The organism is Sporocytophaga sp., assembly GCF_017745095.1.
Taxonomy (GTDB): Bacteria; Bacteroidota; Bacteroidia; order Cytophagales; family Cytophagaceae; genus Sporocytophaga.
Genome location: NZ_JAGHZZ010000002.1, coordinates 430120 through 456249, shown reverse-complemented (window position 1 = coordinate 456249; position 26130 = coordinate 430120). Strand labels below are relative to the sequence as shown.

Sequence of the window (26130 nt, the reverse complement as noted above, 5' to 3'; positions counted from 1 at the left end):
GGAGATGATAAGTTTTTAAACCAATACTACTTCTTTATTTTGCAGAATCAATTCTCTTTGAATGATATCAAAAGTCCTATCTTTTAGTTCGTCAACATCATCAAGTGTCATTCCCTTGGTTTCAATCGGTTCGTGTACAATTACTTTCATAAGACGACGATTGGGCACATATTTACCATCATCAGGGAGGATTAACCAGTTATAAGGAATCGTAACAGGCACAATCGGCACCTGTTTTTCAATTGCTATCCTAAATGCACCATCTTTGAATGGGATCATTTGATAGCCAGCATTTTTTGGAATCGTTCCCTCCGGGAAAAAAGCAAGGCTGCGTTTTTTATCTATTGCTTCCATGGATTTCTGCATTGTCTCATACCTGCTCAATTTGCTGTGGCGATCAACAGCTATGTAATAGTTGCGGAACATGTAGCCAAACAAAGGTACTTTAGCAAGGGAAGCTTTACCTATGAAAAGGTAATATCCTGATAATGAATAACACAGAGTCGGGATGTCTAGGTAAGAAGAGTGGTTAGCGCAATATACATAGGCTTGTTTTTTATTCCGTTTAAAACGAAATTCCACTTTAGTCCGCAGCAAACAACTTCCAAAAACGGTGTATGCCCACACCTTATTAAAGAAATGGCCATATTTTTTCCAGCTGTCTCTTAAAGAGAATAAAACGAAAAATGGATAAATCAGCAGAAATACAACAATGAAACAAAACCAAACCCAGATTTGGTATAATCTTTTTCCGAAACTCATGAGACAAAATTAAATTAAAAAAACAAGTAAGAAGAACCAGTCCTTAATTTTTACGTAAAATTTATTTGAAAAATACTGTTTATACGGGATTTAAATTAATGAATTTGATTAAAACAGCTTACTTTACAAGTTCATTTTGGATTCATATTTAATGAATTTCGATTTACTTAATTCTTCAGATGGCGTTATGAAACCGAATTTGAAAACATTTTTATATTCACTTACTCTGATAATCAGTGTATTGTGTTTGTCTGCGCGATCGGCTTCGGCACAGTCATCAACTAATTGGTGGTGGTGGCTATTAAATTCCAATGATTGTGTCTCTTATCGGAAAACGCCTGATACTTCAGTATGCGTTCCTGCCAGAATTACAGTTTCTCTTGTTGATATAAAATTTAAAAAAGGAACATCTAATTATAGTGTCTTTTGGAGCTTAACCCCTTTTACAAGCACTCCTACAAGTACTTCCATGGGTACCAATTATTTGGTAAGTGTTTCTCAACCAACTACTGTTTATTTTCTAATTACTAATAATAATTGTACTGAAAAGGGTTCTATTCAGATCTATGCCACAACTGCTGCGGCCAATGGCAAAGCTACTATTACAGATCTTAAGTCATCCTATTGTATTTCAGGCTTGAAGTCGAGAATATATGGTACACCTGCAGGTGGAATATTTACAGGCCCGGGAGTGGTTTCAGGTGGAAAAGATATCTGGTATTTTGATCCTGCCATTTCTGGTCCTGGTAAACATGTTATAAAATATTCAGCGGGTTGTATTGTTCCGGCACAGCAAACAGTTACAATAGATCCAGCTCCTTGTTCTTCAGTATTGGTAGGCGCGGGATCAGGATCAGTGGGTCTTATTGCTCAACCTCAGGGTATTACAACAACATGTATAGGTAAGATTTATTTCAGTGACAGTAATAATAATAAAATCTGGGTCATCGATGAAAATGGGGCAAGTGCGATTATCAATACAGCAGGAACAAAGGGGAATACAGTGGGGACAGACCCGACAACTGTAAAGTTAAATCTTCCTACAGGGCTTGTGTCATTTGGAAATACCGTATATTTCTGTGATCAGGTCAATCACAATATAAAAGCTTATAATCCTTCGACTGGAGTTCAGATTATTGCAGGTGAAAATGCCGCAACTCCTGTTGGCGGTGACCTTGATGGCATTGGAACTGCTGCGAGATTCCGAAATCCTTATGGAATTGCAATTGATGATTTGGGAAAAACATTATATGTGAGCGATTCCAGAAACTTTAAGATTAAAAAAATTGATATTGCGACAAAGCAGGTAACAACTGTCGCCGGATCAACTACCGGTGATGTTCCTGATGGTGCCTCTGTCCCTGGCCCTGTAGCGGCCACTGCAGCGCAATTTGGTTTGCTCGGACACTTAACTTTCGCGGAAGGTAATTTATATATTGCAGATCCTTCCAGGTCTGTAATTAAGAAACTAAACCTGGCGACTAATATGGTATCAGTTGCAGTTAATAGAAAAGGAAGCGATGAAAGAATTTCAGGTCTAGCAATTGACTGTGATGGTAATGTTTATTATTCAGACGTTAATAGTAATAATATTTTTAAAGTATCCACTTCCGGAAGTATTGCGAATTTAGGTGTGAGTGGGTTGGACGCTCCCTCTTCAATTTCAATTTATAATAGAGGATATCTTGATGTTGCTAACTTTGGCGGAAATTCCGTAACCCGATCAGCGATAAAAGGCTGGAAGGAATCAGCGTTTACAGGTCTTAAAAATTTTTACTGTAATACAGAAACAACTTCTTCTACAGTCTCATCTACCATTTGTACCAAAAATCTTGGAGCAGGCAGTTATTCACAACCAGCAGAATACATTAGTGGAAAATGGCAATTCAGCCCAGCAGGAAAGACTCCAGGTGTATATGCTGTTAAATATTATTTTACGTCAGGAATTTCTTGCACTGATTCACTTAGTAAAGATGTATATGTCTTTACGACACCCGAGCTGGAACCATTGGAAGTGCTTACAGATGCCTTTTGTGGAAATTATGGAATTGTAGCTAAAATAAAAGATGCCGTGGCATCTCCAATGGACACCATTATCTGGAAGAATGACAAAGGAGTAGTTATTAAAGTTGCCGCTGGAAGTATTGATACTCTTGATATAAGAACGGTTGCTAAAGCATCTACATACAGCGCTTTTGCAAAAAATCCGGCTTGTTCCTATACTAGCGAAAGTGTGCCTGCCACATATAAAGGAATAAGATTTAAAATGCCAAGTGATACAACTATTTGTAAGGGGAATAGTATTACTTTAAAACCGACACTTATTAGTATCCAAACTGGAGGAACTATTGAACAATTTTGGAGTCCAGCTCAATTGTTTTCTGAAGACAGAGATAAGCTTTTTATGACCCAACCAGACTCTGTGCCTTCTACTACAGTATTCAAATTACAAATGAGTGTTAACGGTTGCACAGGTATAGACTCGGTAAAAGTTTCAATTAAACCTAAACCAAGTCCGCTATCTAGTTCTCCTCTTGTAATTAGAATGTGCCCCTTAGTTGAAAAACTTATTGGATTTGAAAATGCGCCAACGGATGGCATTACGTATACATGGAAGTTTGACCCTTCATATGGTGCGAAAAAAATAGATATTACAGAAAATTTACCATTAGTAAGTAAAACTTTGTTTGATGATGTAATTGTGACTCCACCTACATTATTTGTCAGAAATACCTATAATTTGATATCAACCAATGAATATGGATGTAGTTCATCCGATATAGTAAATATTTTAATTTTCCCCAAACCTAAAATTAATCTTGGAAATGATACTACTATTTGCAAAGGGAGCAGTGTTATGCTTGGTAAGGAAAATGATCCGAAATATCAGTATGAATGGAATAAGGATCCATCACTTGTAGGTGATCAAACTGCCTTTCCCATTGCAACCCCAGTGGCAACTACGAATTATGTTCTTAAGGTTATAGAAACACTGGGAGAATGTATTAACTACGATACAATCAAAGTATCTTTAAAATCCCTTCCTCCGAAAACTGCCATGGACAGAGTAGTTGGTATGTGCGATGGTGATCCGGCAATTCTTGGTCCGCAGAATCCTTCTTCAAACTACAAATATGAGTGGTCTCCTGCTGCAGGACTGGATAATTATCTGAGTCCTAATCCTAAGGCCACCCCTTCTGTTTCAGGGACAGTTTATACACTTACGATGAAGGATGCTTCAGGAACCCCCGTGTGTTCAGATACAGCAAAGGTGACGGTGAAAATTTCATCTAAGCCGACCAATGTAGTTGCGAAAACTCTTCCTGACAACTCAACTGGAATCTGTCCAGGAAATGCAATAGGCCTCGAAGTGGCATCAACACCTGGCTATAAAGTTGCATGGTGGCCTGCAGAAACGCTGAATGATAGTACCCTATGGATTGCGACTGCGAAACCTTCAGTAACTACCAGATATAAGGTAAAGGTTACTACTGGAGATGGTTGTTCTGATACTTCTTCAGTTGAAGTTATTGTAGATAAAATTTCAGTAGATGCAGGTACGGATATTATATTCTGTCCTGGTGATAGCGGTAAGTTTAATGGTACATATCAGTCAGTAAGTGCATTAACATCCCAAAAATGGTCAGAAGATATCGACGGAATTTCTAATGCTACTGGCGTTTCTGATATTCAGGATTTTCATGCATTTGTGAAAATTGCTGAGGGAACATCTAAAAAGTATTATTTGAAGGTTACTAACAGTAATAGCTGTTCGGTTGTCGATTCCATTATAGTTACAGCAAGCACAAAACCCACAGCTGATGCAGGAGAAGATACAGGAGACTGTATTGGGAATACTTTTATGTTAGGTGGCGTAGGAAATCCTTCATTACCATCCACCTATAGCTTTAGCTGGACTCCCGGTAACTATACTGATGCCAGACCATCTGTCACGCCGACTACTGACGGAATCAATACTTTCATCCTGAAAGTTAAAGATAATGTAACCAACTGTACTGCGGCCGATACTGTAGAATTGACAATCAGACCCAAACCTGTAAAAGATGAAATTGTCTCAAATACACCTCAGGCTTGTGACGGAACGGATGTAACACTTAGTGTTAACCCAAATTCAAGTTTAGTAACCTGGATGGATGATGAAAATACCCTTCTGGATCAAGGAGCGACTCATAGTGTAAATACTGATGGTACCTATTATGCAATTTTTGAACAAAACGGTTGTTATGATACCAGCAAGTACACCATAGATTTTATGGCGCCTCCGGTAATAAGTTCTATTGAATCTCCAATGAAATCGTGTATGGCGGATGGGATACCTTTAAAAGTTGTTACATCTCAGGGGGATGGTGTGCTGGTTTACGAATGGACTGTAGCCTCTTCTACAGGAGTGTTTTCAACTCCGGAAAAAGATTCCACTTTCTTCAAATCAGACAACTCCTCACTAGCATCCGGAGTGAAAACCTTTACCGTAAAGGTTAGTAATCAGTGCGGAAATGTAACTTTAGATAAGGATGTTACGTTTGTTCCTTCTCCTGAGGCATCATTCAGAGCCGATGGTCCATCTAAGAGTCTGGATAACACCAGTAAAGAAACGATGGATGCTATTTCAGGAGACATCATATCATTTGTAAATACAGTAGACACAGTGGCGCAAAATATAAGCACATGGAAGTGGGATTTTAAAGATGGTAATACCAGTAACCTCTTTAACAGTAGTTATACATACTCAAACCCGGGTAAGTATAATGTAGAGCTTACTGTTGTTAACAAAGACGGCTGTTCTTCTGTGGCGAGTCTGGGAGTTGAAGTGCTTTCAAGCAAATATTTATTCGTGCCAAACATATTTAATCCATACTCAAGAAATCCTGAGAATTCGGTTTGTAAGGTATATGGTTTGAATATTTCTTCCCAAAGCTTTACTTTTAAGGTCTTCAATAAATGGGGAGAGGTGGTATTCGAAACTTCTGACTTTAACATGGCTAACAGAAAAGGCTGGGATGGGCAAAACGCTCCGATGGGCGTTTACACCTATATGGTTGTTGGTAAGTTTAACGACGGATCGGAATTTGAAAAATCCGGAACGGTTACACTTGTGAGATAATATGAAACTGAAGAGGATATATGTCGGCTTTTGGGCCTGTGTTTTTATTGTATCCCTTTGTTTCAGAGAGGTTAAGGCCCAGGATGCGACATTTTCCCAATACTATGCATCCGGACTTTACCTGAATCCTGCTATGGCAGGGATTTATTCCAATCTTACTTTTAATTCCAATTATAGAAATCAGTGGAGATCTGTTGCCAACATTCCTTATGTTACAAATCAGATTTCCTTGATTAACCCTATTTATGGTAAAAAGGGAATTGAAGACTCTCACCTTGGTGGTATAGGTCTCTCTATTTATAATGATAGGGCTGGAGATGGAAATTTTAAAACCATTGGAATCAATCTTAATGCAGCATATAACCTCTGGCTAAGTAGCAATAAAATGAATTGCCTTACTTTCGGTCTTCAGGGAGGTATTGTTCAGAGGAATATAGACTTCACGAATTTACAATGGGGATCTCAATTCAATCCCTATATCGGTTACGATGTTACTGAGTACGTAAGCGAGGAAAGTGTCAATACAGCTAAAATATATGCCGATGTTTCTGCCGGTGCAATATACTACTACAATGCAGGCAGAGATTATTCTGATAAAGGCTACAGCGCATATGCTGGGTTTGCAGCCTACCATCTTTCATCACCCAATGAATCGATGGTGAAAGGAGTAACTAACAAAGTACCTTATCTTTTCAAATTACATGCAGGCTTCGAAGTAAAAGCTGGAGAAAGATTAAATATTTCTCCAAATGTCCTGGTTTTAAGTCAAAACCCTTACAGACAAATAAACGCAGGAGCATATTTTACGTATGTATTCAACGACCAAAAGAAATTTTTGGCTCCACGTGACGTTATTTTCGGAGGATGGTATCGTTTGCAGGACGCGTTTATAGCTTCGCTGGGCCTAGGTAATGACAATTACATGATTGGTTTCAGCTATGATTATAACGCCTCAGCTCTCAAGAGTATCAGTCGCGGAAGGGGAGCTTATGAAATTTCTCTCACACTCATGAAAGTAAGGGAAGGCAGATCTAGAAGGTTTTACACACCTAGAATCTGATTTTTTTCTACTTTCGTATACAGGTTTCAAATTATTTAAATTCAATTTAGAATTATGGGAGGTTATCAGCGATGAAAAAGACGCTCACACTTCTGTTTATCCTTTTCTTTTTGTGCTTTCAGCATAATGATCTTTGGGCGCAGAAAAAAGGAAAAAAGAAAGAAGAGAAAGCTTCTGTAGAGCTTGCAGATAAGTATTTTGAAAATATGGATTACTATTTGGCTTCTCAGGAATACGAAAAGGTGTATGCAGAAGAACCAAGTAATAATTATGTTGGCTACAGGCTTGCTGAAGCTTACAGATTCCATTTTAATTATCCTTCGGCAGAAAAATATTATAAAATTTCCGTTGAAAAGGCACTCCCGGATTTTCCTCTGGGAAGATATTGGTATGCTCTAATGCTTAAGCTTAATGGTAAATATGAGGAAGCAGAAAAGCAGTTTCAGGATTTTATCAATGAAAACCCTAATCCTGATTCAGAAACAAAGAAATACAAAGACCAGGCTGAAATTGATAAAAATGGCTGTACGCTTGCCATTGATGAAATGAAAAAGCCTGTAAGGGATTACGAATTCTTTAATTTGAAATCTCCTGTCAACTCAGCAGAATCAGATTATTCTCCGGTTATATTCGAAAATGACAGTACCATCATTGTTACTTCGGCTAGACCGGAATCTATTGGTGAAAGCGAATATGGAATGCTTGGCGGTGAATACAGTGATAACTTCAGATTCAAAAAAGAAGGTTTGACCTGGAAGCAAATGGATGACAAGGACAAATTCAGTGTGGTAAATTCCAAGTTCAATGAGTCCGGCGGTTCTTTTAACAAAGACAGATCAAAATTTTACTTTACTAGATGTGATGAACCTGTAAAAACAGGAAAGATCATAGCTTATGAATGTGCTATTTATATGACCAAACAGGAAAGTGGCAAATGGACCAATCCTGTAAAGCTTAATGAAAATATCAATTACCCTAAAACATACAACGTTCAGCCCTCTGTGTCACCAAATTCGGATACATTGTTCTTTGTGTCAAAAAGAGAAGGTGGAATGGGGATGCATGATATTTACTATAGCACATGTAGCGGTGATGATAATTGGGGAAAAGCAATCAATATGGGAGCAGAGATTAACACTCCTGGGATAGATATGTCTCCATGTTATTATCCTCCGGACAGGACATTGTTTTTCTCAACCAACGGTCGCGAAGGCTTTGGGGGACTGGATATATTTATGGCAAAAGGAAAGAACTTCACAGAAGAAGTTCAGAACGTGGGTCTACCATTTAACTCCAGTAAAGATGATTTCTATTTTGTAGTAGGTGAGAAAAAAGGGTACCTGGCTTCAAACCGTGATGGTGGTATCGGAAACGATGACATCTACATGTTTATGATTGAAAGTAAACAAGCCCTTATTGCACAAGTTGACAAAGATTCTTTACAAGAGGCTCAGAGTATTTCGATAGTAGGTACTCTTGTAGATGAAGAAACTCATAAGCCTGCTTCGGATGTAGGAGTTATCCTTAAAAACGAAAAGAATGAAACGCTGAAAAGAACGACGACTAATGAAAAGGGTACTTTCAGATACGAAAATCTTAAGCCTGATAACTATAAAGTAACTCTTGAAGATAAAGATGCAAAGATCACAGCTGAGATAAAATACCTCGTGGAAGATGTAAAAGTAAAATCTTCCGACCAGCCAGTATCAAGAGTTCTGTTTGAAAACATATATTTCGATTTCGATAAATTTGAGTTAAGACCGGAAGCTAAAAAGACACTGGATGATCTTTGTGCATACTACAAAAAACATCCGGAGGTACAGATCGAAATGAATGCCTTTACTGACAGCTATGGTTCGGATGCCTACAATGTTGCCTTGTCAGAAAAAAGAGGAACTAAAGCTCTGGATTATCTTAAATCAAAAGGACTTGATAAAAGTGCCCTTGTTGTAAATGCTATGGGAGAAGGCAAACCTATGGTAGCAAATAAAAATGCTATAGGCAGACAGCTGAACAGAAGGGTAGAGTTTCATATCATCGGAGGACCGGGATATCAGGCTAAGGCCATGACCTATATTATAGAGCCAAAGGTTACAATTGAGGAGATTGCCAAAAAATATAAGATGTCTGTTGAAGAGATTAAAAAACTGAACAACCTTAACGGGCAGAACCTTGAAGCATTCACTCCATTAAGAGTGAGAAGAACAGGAGATGCAGACATCGTTGCTCCATCTACCATGTCAGAGGTAGACAGAGATGAAGACGATGTAAATCCAAATGGTTTTGTCGCTAATCTTAATAAAAAAACAGCACCGCTAAACGAAGGGGAGGATTATTATATAGCAGAGTCAGGCAATACATTGTTTTCCATAAGCCGTTTGTTTGGTATGACACCTGAAGAATTAATTCAGTTAAATTCGTTAAAAGACAATACCATTTTTGCAGGACAAAAACTGAAGGTTAAGATGAATGCAAGTGTTTCCGGAGCAGGTAAGTATTCCGTTGTGGAAGGTGATTCTATAGATAGCATTGCCAAAAAATTCGGATTGACCATAGAAGAGCTCAAAGACCTTAATAAGCTGGATGGCTACTCAGTGAAGAAGGGTATGATTTTAAGGATTAATAAATGATAAGTAATTAAATCGAATATTGATTTGAGGCTATCTTGAAAAAGATAGCCTTTTTTTTGGGAAAGTGTAAGTTTATATAGCCAAGCATATCCTACAGTGTCGATTATCTATTATCTAATAACTAAAACAATTTTAATCTTTAAAATTATAATGATAGACATAAAACTAGTATTTGTTAGTTTGATTTTTTCACATTAGTGTCATGTCAAGAAATGCCATATGATTTACAAATCATTAATTTAATAACACACTATTCAATAAATGACAAAAATGGTTATCCTATAATTTGGGAATCAAGTTTAGGATGTAATGATTCTTTAAAAATGGTTCAACGATCACGAAATTATCCTCCATGTGTTAAAAAACTAATTCAGTATTCAGAAAACAAGCTTGGATTAGTGATTATGTTTTTATCGGAAAAAGAAGAGATATATTATGTAGCTATTAAACCAAAGTCAGAACAAAATTATTCAGAGCTAGAAGTTGATTATAAAATATGTTCGGAGAATGAATAAAAAAATTAAAGTTAAAGGATGATTGGAACAAAATTCAATGGTAATGTTCTGAAGTTGGGTGAGTGTGCAGAGATGAAAAGGAACATTAAATCAGTACATTTTAATGTTATCTATAAAAGAGGAAGGCAGACACTTCATAGTCGGTTTGGCAAATCACATTTTGAATCAATTTCTCTACTTCCATATAATTTTTAAAACCAGTGAGTAAAATCTCTCTCCCAATAGTTATCTTTAAACTGAGCTGAAAATCCCAGACTCATGAATAATTCAGATGAACGACCTAGCTTTAACAACACCTGCACTTTTATTTCCGACAATTTCCCTATTGCTGTTAGCCTATACCAATAGGTATATTGCAATCAGCAATAGAATCAGAGCACTGCATAGTCAATACACTTCCGAACAGTCTGATGTCATTATTAAACAGATAAAAATCCTAAGGCAAAGGATAATGCTCATAAGGAATATGCAGCTTGTAGGGATAGTAGGAATGTTTTCTGCTGCTTTTACGATGTATTTAATCTATAACGGTGTTACGCATTTGGTGCATACTGTTTTCGGAATTAGCCTGATTATGATGCTGATATCTCTTACACTTTGCGCTGTGGAAGTGTATTTATCCAATAAAGCATTATTAATTCTCCTAAAGGACATTGAACACCTGGTAAATTAATTTTTTCGAAATTTTTAAAACTTTGTTTAAACAAATTTTGTTTGTTTAAAAAATGCTATAAATTTGAAATATGAAAATTGAGGAGGCGATAAAGCAGAAAAAATTTAATAATTCCCAGGAAAGAGCATGGGTGAATCTGATTTATACTTACAATCAGTTAAACGGGCAGCTTGAAGAATTATTCAAACGCTTTGACCTTACTCATCAACAGTATAATGTACTCAGAATTCTCCGTGGCAGACATCCCGAGTCAGCTTGTTGCGGAGCTATTAAGGAAGTGATGATAGATAAAAATCCTGACCTCACGAGGCTGTGTGATAGGTTATTGAGCAAAGGCCTTGTGGATCGTTTTGTCAATGAGGAAAACAGAAGGCAGGTCAACATCGGTATTACTGAAAAAGGTTTGAAGCTCCTTGAAGAGATGGAGCCTTTTATGAAGGAGAATAATAAAATCGCTGAAAACCTCACTGAGGAAGAAGCAAATACTTTATCTGATCTGCTTGATAAACTAAGAGGTTAGAGCATTGATTTTCTCCCTTTTAACAAAAAGGGTATTTTTATAGTTAATTAATTGTTTAAACGAATTACGTTAAAACTAAATTTATGGAAACAACAGTAAAAGACATTTTATTTACATCAACCAAAATCGGTGGGTTCGAAATTAAAAATAGAATTGTTATGGCTCCTATGACAAGGTCAAGAGCTATCAATTCCATTCCTGGAGAAAATGTAGCAACCTACTATGCTCAAAGAGCTTCTGCAGGACTTATCATTACAGAAGGGACAGCTCCATCTGCTAATGGTATTGGTTATGCTAGAACTCCTGGTATTTTTACAAAAGAACAAATTGAAAGCTGGAAGAAAGTAACAAAGGCTGTTCATGATAAAGGTGGGAAAATCGTAGTGCAATTGATGCACGTTGGTAGAATCGCCCATCCGGCAAACATGTTGCCAGGAGCCAGAATTGTCGCTCCTTCTGCTGTTGCTTCCAAAGGTGAAATGTGGACAGATACATTGGGTATGCAACCTATGCCTCAGCCATCAGAGCTTACCGCAGAGGAAATCAAACAGACCATTGCCGAGTTCGCTCAAGCTGCTAAAAATGCTATACAAGCGGGTTTTGACGGTGTGGAGTTGCATGGAGCAAATGGTTATCTTATTGAGCAATTTATCAATCCTACAGCCAATAAGAGAACTGATGCTTATGGTAGTTCAGCCGAAAACAGAAGCAGATTTCTACTTGAAACAACCAAAGCAGTGATTGCAGCAATAGGTAAAGATAAAGTTGGTATCAGACTTTCTCCATACAATACATTTAATGATCTGGAGCTATATCCTGAAACTGCTGAAACTTATAAGTATCTGGCAGAAGAGTTAAATAAACTGGACATACTTTATTTACACCTGATAGATGTTCTTGCAAATGCTTCAGAGGAAGGACGTTCATTGGTTTCTACTATCAGAAGTACTTTTAAAAATACACTGATCCTTGCAGGTGGTTATGACAAAGCCAGCGCAGAGCAAGCATTAGAAGAGGGTAGAGGAGACCTGGTTTCATTTGGCAGGTTCTTTATTTCTAATCCTGATTTACCAGAGCGCTTCAGGAAAAATGCTCCTCTTGCAGAAGGTAATCAGCAATTGTTCTATGCAGCGGGTGACGAGGGATATACAGATTATACTTCTCTAAATTAATATTAACGCCACGTGAAGTTGAAAAGACGTGCCGGAGCAATCCGGTGCGTTTTTTTATTTTAGGGAAAAAATAGCCTCTGTAATATTATTGAATTTAATTACTTCCAGCGATTAAACCTTTTAGTCCCATGGAAATAAAAAGTGAAATACATTTCCGCACAGAGGCTATTTAGCGACGAAAGAGTTAGTTTTGATGAAATTAAACCTTGAAAGGAGCTTCTTTAACCGTCACTTAAATCTAAGTTCGTTTTTTTTTCTAAAAAAATAAAAAACTGAGGGCCTAAATTTATGGTTTTTTATGGAACCTATTGATTTTTAGTATTTCAAATTCAATTGCAAATATATGTTTTAAAAAATGTCAATTTAATTTTGCACGAAATTAGATTCATTGAAGTGTTTATGGGAACGATTTTCACTTTTGAAGTCTAATAGGTAAACATTGTAAATCGAATGAAAAATTTTTGGGGAACACTCACACTTTTATTTTTTTGCCTTTTTGTGAAGGCACAGACTATACAAAATTTTAAGGAATTGTTTGGTAAAGTACACGTTTCCAGTAAAGGAGAAATGCTGACGATTCATTATTATTTCAATTATCGAGATGAAATGAAGGTGGAATTTCTTAAAATAAATTCTGCAGGAGAAATTATTTTAAGAAAAGAGACAACAGAAGTATTGCCATTTTATTCAGCATCATATGTCACAGCTAAGGATGAGATTGTCATTTACACCAATTCTCCAGGAGCTTATAAAAAATTTAATTTTGATGGAGAATTGTTGGAAACTGTCTACACTCAGAATGGAGGATTATTTATTATAGATAGTTTAAACCAATTCATTGTTTCCAGACAAGGGCTTCATGATTCTAATTTTATAAAGCTTAACAAAAACGGGGAAGTGATATGGGATAATTTTATTGCCGACACTAAGAACATGACAGCACCATTGGAAATTCAGGATGGGTATATCATAGGTGTGCATAGAATAAATGCTCAGGAAACCAATCCTATAGAATTCATTACATACAGCAGCAATGGAGAAGTTGTAAATAAAAAACAGTACACTATTAATGAAGACCTCGTGGCCTTGCATAAAAGTCCCAACGGATTTATTGCGACAACGTGGAATGGAAGGCTTATTTCACTTAACATGGATCTGGATACCTTGTGGTCAAAAGAAATGACTTCAATGATAGAAGGAAGTCAGAGTAATGAGAATGGAATTTATTTCTATCAATTGCAAGAAGGGGCTGGGATTGCAGGTTCAGGAGTTACTAAGGTAGATTTTAATGGAAATGTTATATGGCAATATGAAAGACCGGAAGATCTTGGAAGTTTCGTTCGTAATGTTACTGTTACTAATGATGATCAGGTTATCATGTCATGTTCAACACATGTAAATAACTTTAGAACAATATTAATTAAACCTCAATTGAATGTGATTTTGAGTAATACAGAAAAATTATCTCAGACAATCAAGTTATACCCTAATCCTGTTTCTGAGAGTAATTCAATTCATATCACTTCTGAATTTGCAAATGGGGCATTAATGATCTTTGATCAAAGAGGAAATAAGGTACGTGAAGTATTAATAGATAATCAGGATGTAGACGTTGAACATTCTTTAAGCAAAGGATTGTATTTCTATCAGATTTATCAGAACAATGCAATTCAAACCTCCGGAAAAATTATAGTGAATTGAATTTTAATAAAATATGAATTATATTATTATTTAAGAATATGTAGATTCATATAAATTGTAAAAAGTATGAAATCGTTTTTTTCGCTTCTGGTTCTAATAACTTTAAGTATATCACTTAGGGCTCAGTCATTTGAAAAATACTTCAAAGAGCTATTTTATAAAGTCCATATCTCTAGTACTGGCGATATGTTGGCTATAAATTATTATTACAATTATCGTGATGAACTTAAAGTAGAATTTATAAAAATAAATTCTTTCGGAGAAATTTATTTTAGGAAAGAAACAACAGATGTCTTACCATGGTATTCTGGATCCTTCGTTTCTGCCAATGACGAAATTTTCATTTGGGATCAGAATCAATTAAAAAGATTTAATTTTAACGGAGATCTATTAGATCCTATTTATAAGCCTGGTGGAGACTTTATTCAGGATAATCAGGGACAATTCATTGTCTCAGGTAAATCCGGTAATTACGATGCTAAAATTTTGAAACTTAGTATTGATGGTCAGGAAATCTGGAGTAATTTTATTCCGGATTGCAAGAATATTACCAAACCATTAGCTGTACCAGATGGCTTTATAGTTGGCCTTCATAGAATAAATGAGCAAGGAACAGATCCGATTGAATTTACAAAGTACAATCCTTCAGGTGAAATAATTAAAACAAAGCAATTTTATATAAACGATGATATAGTTGGACTGCATAAAACTTACCAGGGTTATATTGCAACTACACTTCAAGGCCGGCTCATAGCTCTGAATAATGAACTGGATACATTGTGGACAAAAAAGGTTTCTGAATTTATAGAAGGAAGCCTGGCAACCGGAAATTGGCTTTATATATATCAACTGGAAGGAGGATATTTTAGAAATGGGAAATCAGGTGTGACGAAGATTGACTTTTATGGAAACATCAATCGGGAATATGAAAAGCCTGCATTGGCAAATTTTGTTCGTTCAGTTGAAGTGACTCCTGATGATGAAGTTATCATGGTATGCTCTACACAGGTTGATGGATATCGCACGATACTAGTCAAAGCCATCCCGGATATCCTGCAGGTCACAAAAGAACAATCAAGGGATGTGTTTAATATATTTCCTAATCCTGTGATGGAAAATAATATTTTACATATTTTTTCCCAAATGAATAATGCGACATTGAGCGTTTTTGATCAAAAGGGAAATAAGATGCAGGAAGTTTTAATTAATAATACAGATGTTGAATTCAATCATCTTTTAAAGAATGGGCTGTATTTCTATCAGCTTGAGCAAAATAATGTCGTCAAAGCCTCGGGAAAAATCATTGTTAATTAGCATAAATAGAAGTTTATAAATAGGCATTATCAAGAAGGGAAATTCTGAATTCTTAAATTATCCGATCCTGATTTTTACGCTAAAAATTCTAAGGTTTCTTTCATTCAAACATTTAATATGAAATCATTTCTACAATTTCATTTTCTACTTTTTGTATTAACATTTTTGACAGTCGGATGTAAGTCAGATCTAGATCCTATGGGGAGGGGGCCTACCGGTATGGTGGTGGATACTATTATTATCAAGCCTGGACCAGAAGGTAAAGATGCAATAGTAACTTCATATTATCCCGAAAATAATAATGGTGATGGACAACTCTTAAATGCGATTGCAGCCAGTGTCGATAGGGTTCCATATGTAGAAAGAGCATATATTGATTTTGACCTTTCTGCTCTTCCTGGTGATGCAGATATACTTTATGCCCAAATGAAGCTATTTGCTGATACTGTTGTAAATGTCGCAGGTTATACAGGACATTCCGTGTCTGGTACTTCAGGATATAACACGTCAAATGCCTGGATATTGGAAAAAGTTATCTCTCCATGGGAAGAGAATACTGTTAGTTGGTTTAATGTGCCCTCTACAAGCTCAACATCACCTATTGAACTTCCTTCTTCTACCTCATTCAATCAGGCATATGAAGTTGATGTAACGGAGGCTATAACCAATCAATTCAGATTCAAAGGAAGTTCTTATGGTTTTTTATTAAAGCTTAAAGAAGAAAAATCTACACGGAAAATCAGTTTTTGTTCTTCCGATTATAGCTATCCTCAACTTCGTCCTCAGTTAACTATAGTATATAGATGATAAAAAGGAAAGGACCTTTAGATATTTCAAAGTATTGCTTACTTCATTCAATGATAAGAAGTAATTCGAATAGAGTATTGGGGGTAACACTAGTCTTAATCTGGAATCTGGTAATGATGAGTTGCTCACATCCTGAATGTGTACCACGTGAGAATGGTGGTTCTACTAGGACTTTATTGCCATCGAATATAATCATAAAACCAGGACGTGAAGGTAAAGATGCACAAGTTTCCCATTATGATCCAGAAAAGAATTTTGGTGATAGAAGGGATCTGAACGCCTTGTCCTGGAAGGAAAACGGACTATCTTATACTGAAAGAGGATTTATTGATTTTAATCTGGAAAAATATTTGCCGAAAGGTGTAAGAATAACTAGTGCTCATCTGAAATTATTTGCGGATACCGTGAAAAGTTATTATGGAAATACAGGGCATTCAAACGTAAATAATGGAAATTTTGATTTGAAAAATAACTGGCAGTTATGCAGAGTATTAAATCCATGGGATGAATCAACAATCACATGGTTTGATCAGCCGGTGACTTCTGAAACAGACGTTTTAAATTTGTCCGCTCCCGAATTTTCTTCTCAGGGTTATACTATAGATGTTACAGAATATATAAAGCAAGAGTACGAAGGTGTGGAAGGATATCATGGTTTTATGATCAGGCTCAGATCAGAAAATGCTTATCAGAGCGTAATTTTTTGCTCTTCTGATTGTGAGCAAAAAGAATTAAGACCAGAGCTTTGGGTTGAATATGAAATGTAGGGTTGTTATTAATAATATTAATTGGTTGAAGCTTTTTAATTCATTAGTTATACAAAGAGCTATTCTATTGGCTTGTATTATTCTTATCGGTTGTGTACATCCATTTTGTCCTGAAGAGGAAATTAGACCTCCAAAAAAAAGTTTGATTCTTAAGCCAGGAGCAGAAGGGAAAGACGCTCTTTCAATGTCTGCCCAATATGGAAAAAATCTGGGAGATACAAGTTCTCTTATGGTGTTGTATGAAGAAGCAGGGAAGACAGTTGCAGAGAATAGTTTTATTGAGTTTAATCTTGATTCTTTGCCATCTGATGCAAAAATACTGGACGCGACTTTAAGATTATTTATTGATTCAAATGATTATCACTTTCATCGTGTTGGTCTAATTAATGTTTTTAAATCTAACGGATGGTCGCTTAGAGCAGTAATCAGACCTTGGGATGAACATATCAGACTATACGGCAAAGAAAGTGGAACTGAACCATTAACTTCCGGAGAAATTAAGATTTTGTTTCCTCCGATTGATTCTACCTTATCATGTAGTATTAATGTAAAGAAATTAATAGAGAAGAAACTTAAAAGATCTAATAATTACTATGGATTTATAATTGTTCCGGTAGATGATCAAAATGATAACCTTGTTAATTACTGCTCATCTGATCACCCGGATAGCAAGCTTCATCCAGAGTTGATTATTAATTATGAATAAGAATTTTTTTTTAAGTTTTTTTAAAATTACCAATGTTTAATTTAAATATTAAGAAATATGGTATTGCTAACATTAGCATTAAAAAAGCTATTATAAGTCTGCTTTTTATTGTATGGATATTATTTTCATGGAGTTGCGCACATCCAATTTGTGAAGATATCACCCCGAAAGATACTACTGAAAAAATACGAATATATAACATGATACTAAAGTCGGGCAAGGAGGGTAAAGATGCTGTTGTGTCTACTTATTATCCAGTAGAGAATTTTGGAAATGGCAAAACTATTAGTTGTACTCAGTTGGGTGGGGTTCCAAATCAATTTATTGAAAGAGGATATATTGACTTTGATTTAGCTGAAGCAATTCCTTCTAAAGCTAAAGTTAAAAAAGCAACTCTGAAACTCTTTGCAGATACAGTTAATGCTCTTGGCAGTGGCTTACGTCCCATAGGACATTATTATGCTTCAGGTAAGCAATGGAAGGTTAGTATAATATCAACATTTTGGGATGAGCTTAATATAAGTTGGTTTAATCGACCCCAAACAGACAAAGAATTTGCAGTATTGAATGGACCTGAAATTGCCTCTCAAGCTATAAATATAGATGTAACGGAATATGCAATAAAGAAAGTAAATCGGGAACCGGGTGTGTATGGGGTAACATTTTATTTTGATTATGGCCCCTCTGTTATTGCTAATAGTACGATCAGATTTTGTTCCTCTGATCATCAGAATAAAGAACTATGGCCTGAACTGCATATTGAATATGAAAGATGAACCATCCACCTGATTCTCCTGATAGCAGCTTTCACCCAAAGCTGATCATTGATTATGAATGATAAAATTAGTATTTTGGTAAAATGAAATTATTGCCAATTACTCTTTTATATTTATGTTAAGTCCATCCAAGTCTAGAATAGTTGCTTGTAGAACACTAGATATAATTGAAAAGGCACTTTTTATTGTAAGTATTATTTTGCCACTAAGCTGTTCTCACCCGATTTGTGAAGAGATAATAAATAAAAATCCAGGGAAGCAGATTATCTTAAAAAGTATAACACTTCAACCGGGAAAAGAAGGGAAAGATGCAATCGTTTCTTCCTATTTTCCTGAAACAAATTTTGAAAATAGCAAGACTCTTAATGCTGTGCTTTGGCGCAAAGATAGAAATAGGTATATAGAAAAAGGTTATATAGACTTTGATCTTCCTAATCTGATTCCTTCAGATGCCAAAATCAAAAAAGCTACACTTAAGCTTTTTGCAGATACTGTAAATCAAATTGATGAAGGTTATCTTCCCAAAGGGCATTACGAGGCCGATTACTTGCCCTGGGAGATCAATATAGTGACTAATACTTGGACTGAAAAAGACATAACATGGATAAACCAGCCTGAAGCTTCAATAGAGGCATTGGAGATTTTTAATGGTGCGGAAAGAAATGATCAGGCTTTTCTTATAGATGTGACCAGTTATGTAGATGAGAAGGTAAAGCAGGATCCTAATGTGCATGGTTTAGTAATTGATATTATTTATCACACAATGTGGGAAGGATTCATCAGATTTTGCACTTCTGACCATCAGAATAGTGAATTGAGGCCGCAATTGTATGTCGAATTTGAAATTGAACAATAAAGTTTTTTTATGAAGCTTTTGAGTATAAATAGCATTATAGTTTTTATTCTGTTTCTTTTTGCAGGTTGTTCACATCCTTATTGCTTGATTGAACAATATGTTGTGAAACTAAAGCCTGGTGCTGAAGGTAAAGATTTAGCGATAAGTTCTTATGGAGGAATTTTTGGAGAGATTAATTTTGGCGATGATCCATTTCTGACCGGTTACTATGAAACAGATGGTTTGCAGATTTATATAGATTATTGTTATATCGATTTTGATTTGTATAAAATTCCTGAAGGAGCAAAGATTAATAAGGCTATTCTGACCCTTTATGCAGATACTTCCGCTCCTGGATTTAATATATGTCTTTAGAAGAAAAAATTAACCCGGATAAATTTGCTATTCAATCATTAATAGAGCCCTGGAAGGAAGACAGCTTTGATATTGATGATCAAGTATTGTCTTCTGGAGATAATCGTACTAATTTTCCATACAACAATCCTGACTTTTCTTGCAACATTGACATCACCAGACTGGTACAGAAGCAATTTCAGAATCCTAAAGTCTATTTCGGATATCTTATTTTTCTTAAAAGTGGAGGGTTGAATATGGAACCAATAGAAACAATGAAAAATATGAGATACTGTTCCTCTGATCATCCAAATCAAAATTTACATCCGGAATTAACTATAAGTTATGAAGAATAGAGGAAAAGAATACATTAACTAAATGAATTAAGGTGATTCGATCAGAGTCTGTTTTGGGGATCACCAGAAGGGTGATCTTTGAACTGAATTGTACGTAGAATATGAAATTGAATATTAAGAATTATATGAAGTCCTTGATATCACATTGTATTATAATCTCTACTCTGTTTTTGCTTGCAGGATGCTCTGATCCATATTGTGCGATAGAGATAAAGAAAAAGATATTAAATCTCAAACCTGGAGCTGAAGGCAAAGACGCTGTGACCAGTATATATGGTGGAGTTTATTTCGGTAATGATCCTTTCCTCACGGGCTATTATAAGAAGAATAAAAGGCAGGTATATATAGATGTTGGCTATCTCGATTTTGATTTATCCAGGATTCCTGAAGGAGCAAAGATTGATAAAGCTATACTTACTCTTTATGCCGACACCACAGCACCAGGTTTTAATAATTTTACTCCTGAGGAGAAAATTAATCCAAATTTGTTTGGGATTCAGGGGGTGACACAACCATGGAAGGAAGACAGTATGGATATAGATGATCGATTGTTATCCTCAGGTGAATTTCGTACTGATTTTCCATCCAATAATCCGGATTATTCCTGTAACATAGATATTACAAAGCTGGTACAAAAGCAATATGAGAAACCTCAGTATTATTTTGGTTTTTTGATTTTTATGAAACGGGATTATTTTGAAATGTTACCTGAACAAACAATGAAAAATATGAGGTACTGTTCCTCAGATCACCCAAATCAAAATTTACATCCTGAATTAGCAATAAGTTATGAAAAATAGACAATGAAGGTTATTCTTTGAGCCTGCAAATGTTTTTTATTTCAGGTAATTAAATTATTTTAGTATTAATATCATACTAAAATAATCCGGAATCAGAAAACTGATGCTGAAGGAAGCAGACATAATTAAAGGTTGTAAAGAGTATAATTCAGTTGCTCAAAATGCTCTATACAAAGCATATGCACCTAAAATGAAAGCTTTATGTGTACGATATTCAGCTAATGAGGAAGAGGCAAAAGATCTGATGCAGGAGGGATTTATAAAAGTATTTTCAAACATCAAATCATATAACGGAAAGGGCAGCTTTGAAGGTTGGATTAAAAGAATAATGATCAATACAGCTATTTCTCATTATAAAAAGAGTAAAAATAAATATGCAGTGGAAGATATCTCTCTGATGAATTCAAAAGAGATAGGATTGGAGCAGGAAGAAGAAGTTGAAGAAATATATTCAGAATATACTTCTGAAGATTTAATGAAAGCTTTGAATAGCTTACCTGAGCAATACAAATTGGTATTTAACCTGTTCTGCATAGAAAATCATTCTCATGCAGATATCGCTCAATTATTGTCTCTGGATGAAAAGACTTCGAGAACCAGACTGTTCAGAGCGAAAAAGTTGTTAAAGGATTATCTGATCAACCTGTCTGGCAAACGATGGGTAAATTCTTCGGAAAGGTGAATTTGAAATGGAAAAAAGTAGTATAGAAAATATATTTAGACAAGGGCTTGAAAATTATGAAATTCAGCCGGATGAAGATGAATGGTCTGCAGTAGACCTAGCTCTTCCCAGGTTAAATTTTTTCAGATTTTCTTTTGTTAATTTCAATATCTATTATTGTTCTCTGATTGTTCTATGTTTTTTATTTTCAGCTTTGTCATTGATTTATACTCTATCTGGAAGAAATGTTAAAACTCAGACAGTTGTTGCAGGAGAAAAAGGGATAATTGAATATCCGACATTTCATAAAGAAGATAAAACAGGATTAAAGCAAATAATTAAAGAAGACAAAGCGTTAGCATCACAAAAAGTATCAGAAGAAAAGGTTAAGTCTAAATCAGTAATAAAAACTAAAGATTTAACTGGAAATAAAAATAACGAAAATTTAAATCCAATTACTCCTCAAGGCATTAATCAGGACACAGTGGGGAATAAGGAAAAATTGCAACAATCAATAAAGATAGATAATCCTACATTAACTGATTTAAGTCAGCCTGAGCAACAAAAGAAAAAAAATGTTAAGAATAAAAGAATAGTTTACATTACTAAACAGGATACTATTGTTGTTATTGATACGCTGAGTAAAAGAAGACCCAAAAGAAAGTATTAAGCTATTGGCATGTATATAAAGTCATTTTTAATTTCTATTGTATTTTTATTTGTTGCCGGATTATCTTTTGCTCAGAAAGATTCAACTAATCTCTCCACGGAAGAAGAAGTTGATACTGTCATTATTAAGAAAGCAGATTATATTATCAGGAAAGAAGTATATATTGATGAACCACAAGGTAATTCAAGATTTTTAACAGTTTATGGAGCCCCAGTATATTATACGAGTTACTATGATGTATGTCAGGACTGCAAGGATTTTCTGACAAATCAAAAAAAAGCCATTGATCCTTTGCTCAGCTATAGGGTTGGACTGAATCTTACTTTCAAAAAGAAAAAAATATACATAACTCCAGGACTTGCGTTTACTTCAATACGTGAAGGATTTGTTGCCAATGATTCTTTAGACCATTTTGATCTGATAAACCATTATAATTATCTGGATGTATCTCTGGCAGCAGGGTATAAGCTCGGAAATGGAAAGCTGAGCTGTATCATTCAAGGATATGGAATTGTTAGCAGATTAATGGAAGCAGAAGGTAAAATTATTTCAACAAAAAATTTTAAATCTGTAATTCCTATAAAAACTGATAATTTTAAAACTTATGTATTCAGCCTAGGTGTTGGATTACGCTTTGGATACAATCTTTCAGAAAGGCTGCAGCTCATTGTTGAGCCAGGATACAGGGGCAATATTACTACAGTAACAAAAAGTAAAACACCATATATTCAACAAAGAAATCTATTCTCAGCTGAAATGGGAGTTTCGTATGCATTTTGACAGGGCTAGCATTTATTTATTTTTAAGATAAAAAAAGCTGATGAAGTTGTCATCAGCTTTTTTATTAATTAACTTATTCTACCTGTTTAAAAGTAAAAGTTATAGTAGCTTTTTGCACCATTTGAGGATAACCCTTCAATCATAACCCTTCCTTTTATCTTTTCTAATATTTCAATCAACTCTTCAGGAGAATTGATCGCAACCTTGTTGATAGAAGTGATGATAAAACCTTCAGGTAATCCCATTCTTGCAATGAGCCCATTTTTAATTCCGGATATCTTAACTCCGTTTGCGATACCAAGCTTGTCTCTTTCAACTTTTGAAACAGTCTCAAATGAAGCTCCTAGGTTCTGAGAAATGGTAACTTGTTTTACCAGCATCCCTGTAGTTCCTTCCCGGTTGGTAAGTGTTACAAATTCATCAGCCTGTTTAGAGTCACTTTTAAAAGTAATCTTTATTTTGTCTCCCGGATTATGGTATGCAAGCAATTCTTCAAATTCACTTCTGGTATTGACTGGAACATCATTCAGTTTTAAAATAATATCACCTTTTTTTAAACCAATTTTTTCAGCAGCACCTTCCTTTTGAAGATAGGTTACAATTACTCCAGACAAATCTTTTAAATGATACTTGTCTGCCACAGAGGTATTGACTTCAGAAACTTCTGCTCCTATAAAAGCTTTTTGGACACATCCATATTTTATAAGATCCTTTACCACTTTAACCACAATATCAACAGGAACTGCAAATCCATATCCTGTATAAGAACCAGTCTTAGAAAGTATGGCTGTATTTATTCCTACCAATTCACCTCTTGAGTTTACAAGTGCTCCACCACTATTACCCGGATTAATAGCTGCATCAGTCTGTATAAAAGATTCCAGAGGAAACTGGCTGTTCACTACATTAATATTTCTAGCTTTCGCACTTACGATTCCCGCAGTTACTGTGGAAGTCAGATTAAATGGATTTCCCACAGCGAGTACCCATTCTCCAATTTGAAGATTTTTAGAATTACCAATTTTAACTGCCGGAAGTCCTTCTGCTTCTACTTTAAGAATCGCCAGATCTGTACTTGGATCGGTACCAACCACTTTTGCCTGATAAGTTTTTCGTTCATGAATTACTTCAATTTTATCAGCCTTTTCAATGACATGATTGTTGGTAATGATATAACCGTTGTCAGAAAAGATCACTCCCGAACCGGAGCTGGCAACCTGACTATTACCATTGAAGTACCAGTCAAACCAGGAGGTTTGGGTACTAGTTCCCACCGTTTGAATAAATACCACAGAAGGGGTACTTTGCGCAGAAGCTGCTACAAAATCTCCGGTCATATTTATAGTTTCCTGAGATTTGTAGTTGGCAAAAACATTATTTGCTGGATTAGAGGCTTGAACAATAATGGGTTCATTCTCCTGAAACAATCCGAAAGTATATGAGCCCGCTAAGCCCGAAGCGAACCCAATAAAAATTATTGGTATAAACTTTTTCATAATAATAAACTGACGCAACTAGGACCGAAAAATTATAAAATTCCTGCAATTTTTTGAAGAAGTTTCTTCTAAAATTGGAACATAGGAATATTTAACAAGGATAATTGCTCTTATTTATTAAATTTGTAGAGACACGTATATGGGAATCAGAGCAATATTAAGTAAGCCATTCGCTAATTTTGTAGTATCAAAACAAAAAAAGTGGGCATCCGATCCGTCAGGAACTCAGCAGAAAGTCTTTAAATACCTAATCGATAACGCAAAACATACTGCATTTGGTAAAGACCATGATTTTGCTGCAATAAAATCTTATGAGGACTTTAAAAAAAGGGTACCTGTAAGAGATTATGAGGAGTTAAAGTCTTATATTGAGAAGGTTGTAGATGGAGAGCCGGATATACTTTGGCCGGGCAAACCTCTTTATTTCGCCAAAACCTCCGGCACTACCAGTGGTATTAAATACATCCCAATCAGCAAAGAATCCATTCCTTATCATATCAGCGGAGCAAGAGATGCTTTGTTAAACTATGTTTACAATACAGGTAAATCACTTTTTCTTGATGGAAAATTAATTTTCCTTTCCGGAAGTCCTGAAATGGAAATGAAAAACGGCATCCATGTAGGCAGACTTTCTGGTATTGTGAATCATCATGTTCCTGGCTACCTGAGAACCAATCAAAAACCCAGTTATGAAACTAACTGCATCGAAGATTGGGAAGAAAAGCTTGATACAATCATTGAAGAAACCATAGATCAGAGAATGACTCTTATCTCGGGTATTCCACCATGGGTGCAAATGTATTTTGATCGTATTACTGCTAAAACAGGTAAGAAAATCAAAGACGTATTCCCTGATTTTTCTTTGTTTGTTTATGGTGGTGTTAATTTTGAACCATACAAAGCCAAATTATTTGAATCAATTGGGAAAAAGATAGATTCTATAGAGACTTATCCTGCATCTGAAGGCTTTATCGCTTTTCAGGACCAACAAGATAGCAATCAGCTTTTGTTATTGCTTAACAGCGGTATTTTCTATGAATTTATTCCGGCAGATGAGTATTTTAATGAAAATCCTACCAGATTAAATATTGATGAAGTGCAGTTGGGCGTTAATTATGCATTGATAATGAATACAAATGCAGGTCTGTGGGGGTACTCAATCGGAGATATGATTAAATTCGTTTCCAAAGATCCATACAGAATCGTTGTCACCGGCAGGATTAAACATTTCATTTCTGCATTTGGAGAACATGTGATAGGAGAGGAAGTTGAAAAAGCATTAAAATTTGCTGTCTCGAAACATCCAGAAACAGAGGTTATAGAGTTTACAGTAGCGCCCCAGGTAACTCCAAAAGAAGGGCTTCCATATCATCAATGGTTTATAGAATTTAATAAATATCCTAACGATATCAATGCTTTCAGAGAAGACCTGGATGCTGAGATGGTTAGGCTAAACACATACTATGACGATTTGATTTCCGGAAATATTTTAAGAAAACTGGAAATCACTCCAATGAAAAAAGGTGCATTTATAGATTACATGAAATCAATAGGAAAGCTTGGTGGTCAAAACAAACTTCCAAGACTGGCTAATGATCGCAAGATTGCAGACCAGATAGAACAATTTAAGCAAGTGTAAATTTTACAGATTTC

23 protein-coding genes are annotated in these 26130 nt (G+C 35.5%); 21 read left to right on the top strand and 2 right to left on the bottom strand.

The features are described from left to right. Positions 1-15: 15 nt before the first annotated feature. Entirely contained in the window at positions 16-762 is a 747-nt protein-coding gene (locus tag J7604_RS04735) for a 1-acyl-sn-glycerol-3-phosphate acyltransferase (RefSeq protein ID WP_293891828.1), read from the bottom strand. 151 nt (positions 763-913) lie between these two features. Here J7604_RS04735 and J7604_RS04730 point away from each other — a divergent pair, with 151 nt between their 5' ends. The 20 genes from J7604_RS04730 to J7604_RS04635 all read left to right on the top strand — a co-directional run bounded on the left by J7604_RS04730 (position 914) and on the right by J7604_RS04635 (position 22981). Beyond that, positions 914-5884, top strand: coding sequence for a PKD domain-containing protein (locus tag J7604_RS04730; protein WP_293891825.1), 4971 nt, complete (start codon positions 914-916; stop codon positions 5882-5884). Position 5885: 1 nt separating this feature from the next. Next, positions 5886-6944 carry a PorP/SprF family type IX secretion system membrane protein gene (locus J7604_RS04725; protein WP_293891822.1) on the top strand — a complete coding sequence of 353 codons (1059 nt, stop codon included), beginning with the start codon at positions 5886-5888 and terminating at the stop codon, positions 6942-6944. A 71-nt stretch (positions 6945-7015) separates the two neighbouring features. Beyond that, the gene (locus J7604_RS04720) at positions 7016-9574 is read left to right on the top strand and encodes a LysM peptidoglycan-binding domain-containing protein (protein WP_293891819.1); all 2559 of its coding nucleotides are present in this window, start codon (positions 7016-7018) and stop codon (positions 9572-9574) included. A 212-nt stretch (positions 9575-9786) separates the two neighbouring features. Beyond that, a complete protein-coding gene (locus J7604_RS04715; RefSeq protein WP_293891816.1) occupies positions 9787-10089 on the top strand; it encodes a hypothetical protein in 303 nt (100 codons plus the stop codon). Between the two features lie 271 nt (positions 10090-10360). Then, positions 10361-10762 carry a DUF2721 domain-containing protein gene (locus J7604_RS04710; protein ID WP_293891813.1) on the top strand — a complete coding sequence of 134 codons (402 nt, stop codon included), beginning with the start codon at positions 10361-10363 and terminating at the stop codon, positions 10760-10762. A gap of 70 nt (positions 10763-10832) precedes the next feature. Beyond that, the gene (locus tag J7604_RS04705; protein WP_293891810.1) at positions 10833-11282 is read left to right on the top strand and encodes a MarR family transcriptional regulator; all 450 of its coding nucleotides are present in this window, start codon (positions 10833-10835) and stop codon (positions 11280-11282) included. 83 nt (positions 11283-11365) lie between these two features. After that, positions 11366-12454, top strand: a complete 1089-nt coding sequence (locus J7604_RS04700; RefSeq protein WP_293891807.1) for an alkene reductase — start codon at positions 11366-11368, stop codon at positions 12452-12454. 450 nt (positions 12455-12904) lie between these two features. Further along, positions 12905-14155 (top strand): T9SS type A sorting domain-containing protein, encoded by a 1251-nt coding sequence (locus tag J7604_RS04695; RefSeq protein ID WP_293891804.1) that lies wholly within the window; start codon positions 12905-12907, stop codon positions 14153-14155. A 66-nt stretch (positions 14156-14221) separates the two neighbouring features. Beyond that, entirely contained in the window at positions 14222-15469 is a 1248-nt protein-coding gene (locus tag J7604_RS04690) for a T9SS type A sorting domain-containing protein (protein ID WP_293891801.1), read from the top strand. A 117-nt stretch (positions 15470-15586) separates the two neighbouring features. Continuing rightward, the gene (locus J7604_RS04685) at positions 15587-16276 is read left to right on the top strand and encodes a DNRLRE domain-containing protein (RefSeq protein ID WP_293891798.1); all 690 of its coding nucleotides are present in this window, start codon (positions 15587-15589) and stop codon (positions 16274-16276) included. After that, the gene (locus J7604_RS04680; RefSeq protein WP_293891795.1) at positions 16273-17043 is read left to right on the top strand and encodes a DNRLRE domain-containing protein; all 771 of its coding nucleotides are present in this window, start codon (positions 16273-16275) and stop codon (positions 17041-17043) included. Before J7604_RS04685 ends, J7604_RS04680 begins: the two co-directional genes overlap by 4 nt. A gap of 25 nt (positions 17044-17068) precedes the next feature. Next, positions 17069-17749, top strand: coding sequence for a DNRLRE domain-containing protein (locus J7604_RS04675; protein ID WP_293891792.1), 681 nt, complete (start codon positions 17069-17071; stop codon positions 17747-17749). A 32-nt stretch (positions 17750-17781) separates the two neighbouring features. Further along, positions 17782-18525 (top strand): DNRLRE domain-containing protein, encoded by a 744-nt coding sequence (locus J7604_RS04670; protein ID WP_293891789.1) that lies wholly within the window; start codon positions 17782-17784, stop codon positions 18523-18525. 115 nt (positions 18526-18640) lie between these two features. Then, positions 18641-19381 carry a DNRLRE domain-containing protein gene (locus tag J7604_RS04665; RefSeq protein ID WP_293891786.1) on the top strand — a complete coding sequence of 247 codons (741 nt, stop codon included), beginning with the start codon at positions 18641-18643 and terminating at the stop codon, positions 19379-19381. A gap of 9 nt (positions 19382-19390) precedes the next feature. Next, positions 19391-19735 (top strand): hypothetical protein, encoded by a 345-nt coding sequence (locus tag J7604_RS04660; protein WP_293891783.1) that lies wholly within the window; start codon positions 19391-19393, stop codon positions 19733-19735. After that, on the top strand, positions 19726-20070 hold the full coding sequence (locus J7604_RS04655) for a hypothetical protein (RefSeq protein WP_293891780.1): 345 nt from the start codon (positions 19726-19728) through the stop codon (positions 20068-20070). Before J7604_RS04660 ends, J7604_RS04655 begins: the two co-directional genes overlap by 10 nt. Positions 20071-20195: 125 nt before the next feature. Next, entirely contained in the window at positions 20196-20870 is a 675-nt protein-coding gene (locus tag J7604_RS04650; RefSeq protein ID WP_293891777.1) for a DNRLRE domain-containing protein, read from the top strand. Positions 20871-20973: 103 nt separating this feature from the next. Further along, complete coding sequence (locus J7604_RS04645; RefSeq protein WP_293891774.1) at positions 20974-21552, top strand: sigma-70 family RNA polymerase sigma factor; 579 nt, start codon at positions 20974-20976, stop codon at positions 21550-21552. Positions 21553-21559: 7 nt separating this feature from the next. After that, positions 21560-22201 carry a hypothetical protein gene (locus tag J7604_RS04640; RefSeq protein ID WP_293891771.1) on the top strand — a complete coding sequence of 214 codons (642 nt, stop codon included), beginning with the start codon at positions 21560-21562 and terminating at the stop codon, positions 22199-22201. A 9-nt stretch (positions 22202-22210) separates the two neighbouring features. Next, positions 22211-22981, top strand: a complete 771-nt coding sequence (locus J7604_RS04635; protein ID WP_293891768.1) for a hypothetical protein — start codon at positions 22211-22213, stop codon at positions 22979-22981. Positions 22982-23067: 86 nt separating this feature from the next. Here J7604_RS04635 and J7604_RS04630 read toward each other — a convergent pair whose 3' ends face one another. Further along, positions 23068-24477: a trypsin-like peptidase domain-containing protein gene (locus tag J7604_RS04630; protein ID WP_293891765.1), complete on the bottom strand. Its 1410-nt coding sequence runs from the start codon at positions 24475-24477 to the stop codon at positions 23068-23070. A gap of 139 nt (positions 24478-24616) precedes the next feature. On the opposite strand from J7604_RS04630, the gene J7604_RS04625 reads away from it, so the two are divergent. Next, positions 24617-26116, top strand: a complete 1500-nt coding sequence (locus tag J7604_RS04625) for a GH3 auxin-responsive promoter family protein (RefSeq protein ID WP_293891762.1) — start codon at positions 24617-24619, stop codon at positions 26114-26116. Positions 26117-26130 lie beyond the last annotated feature (14 nt).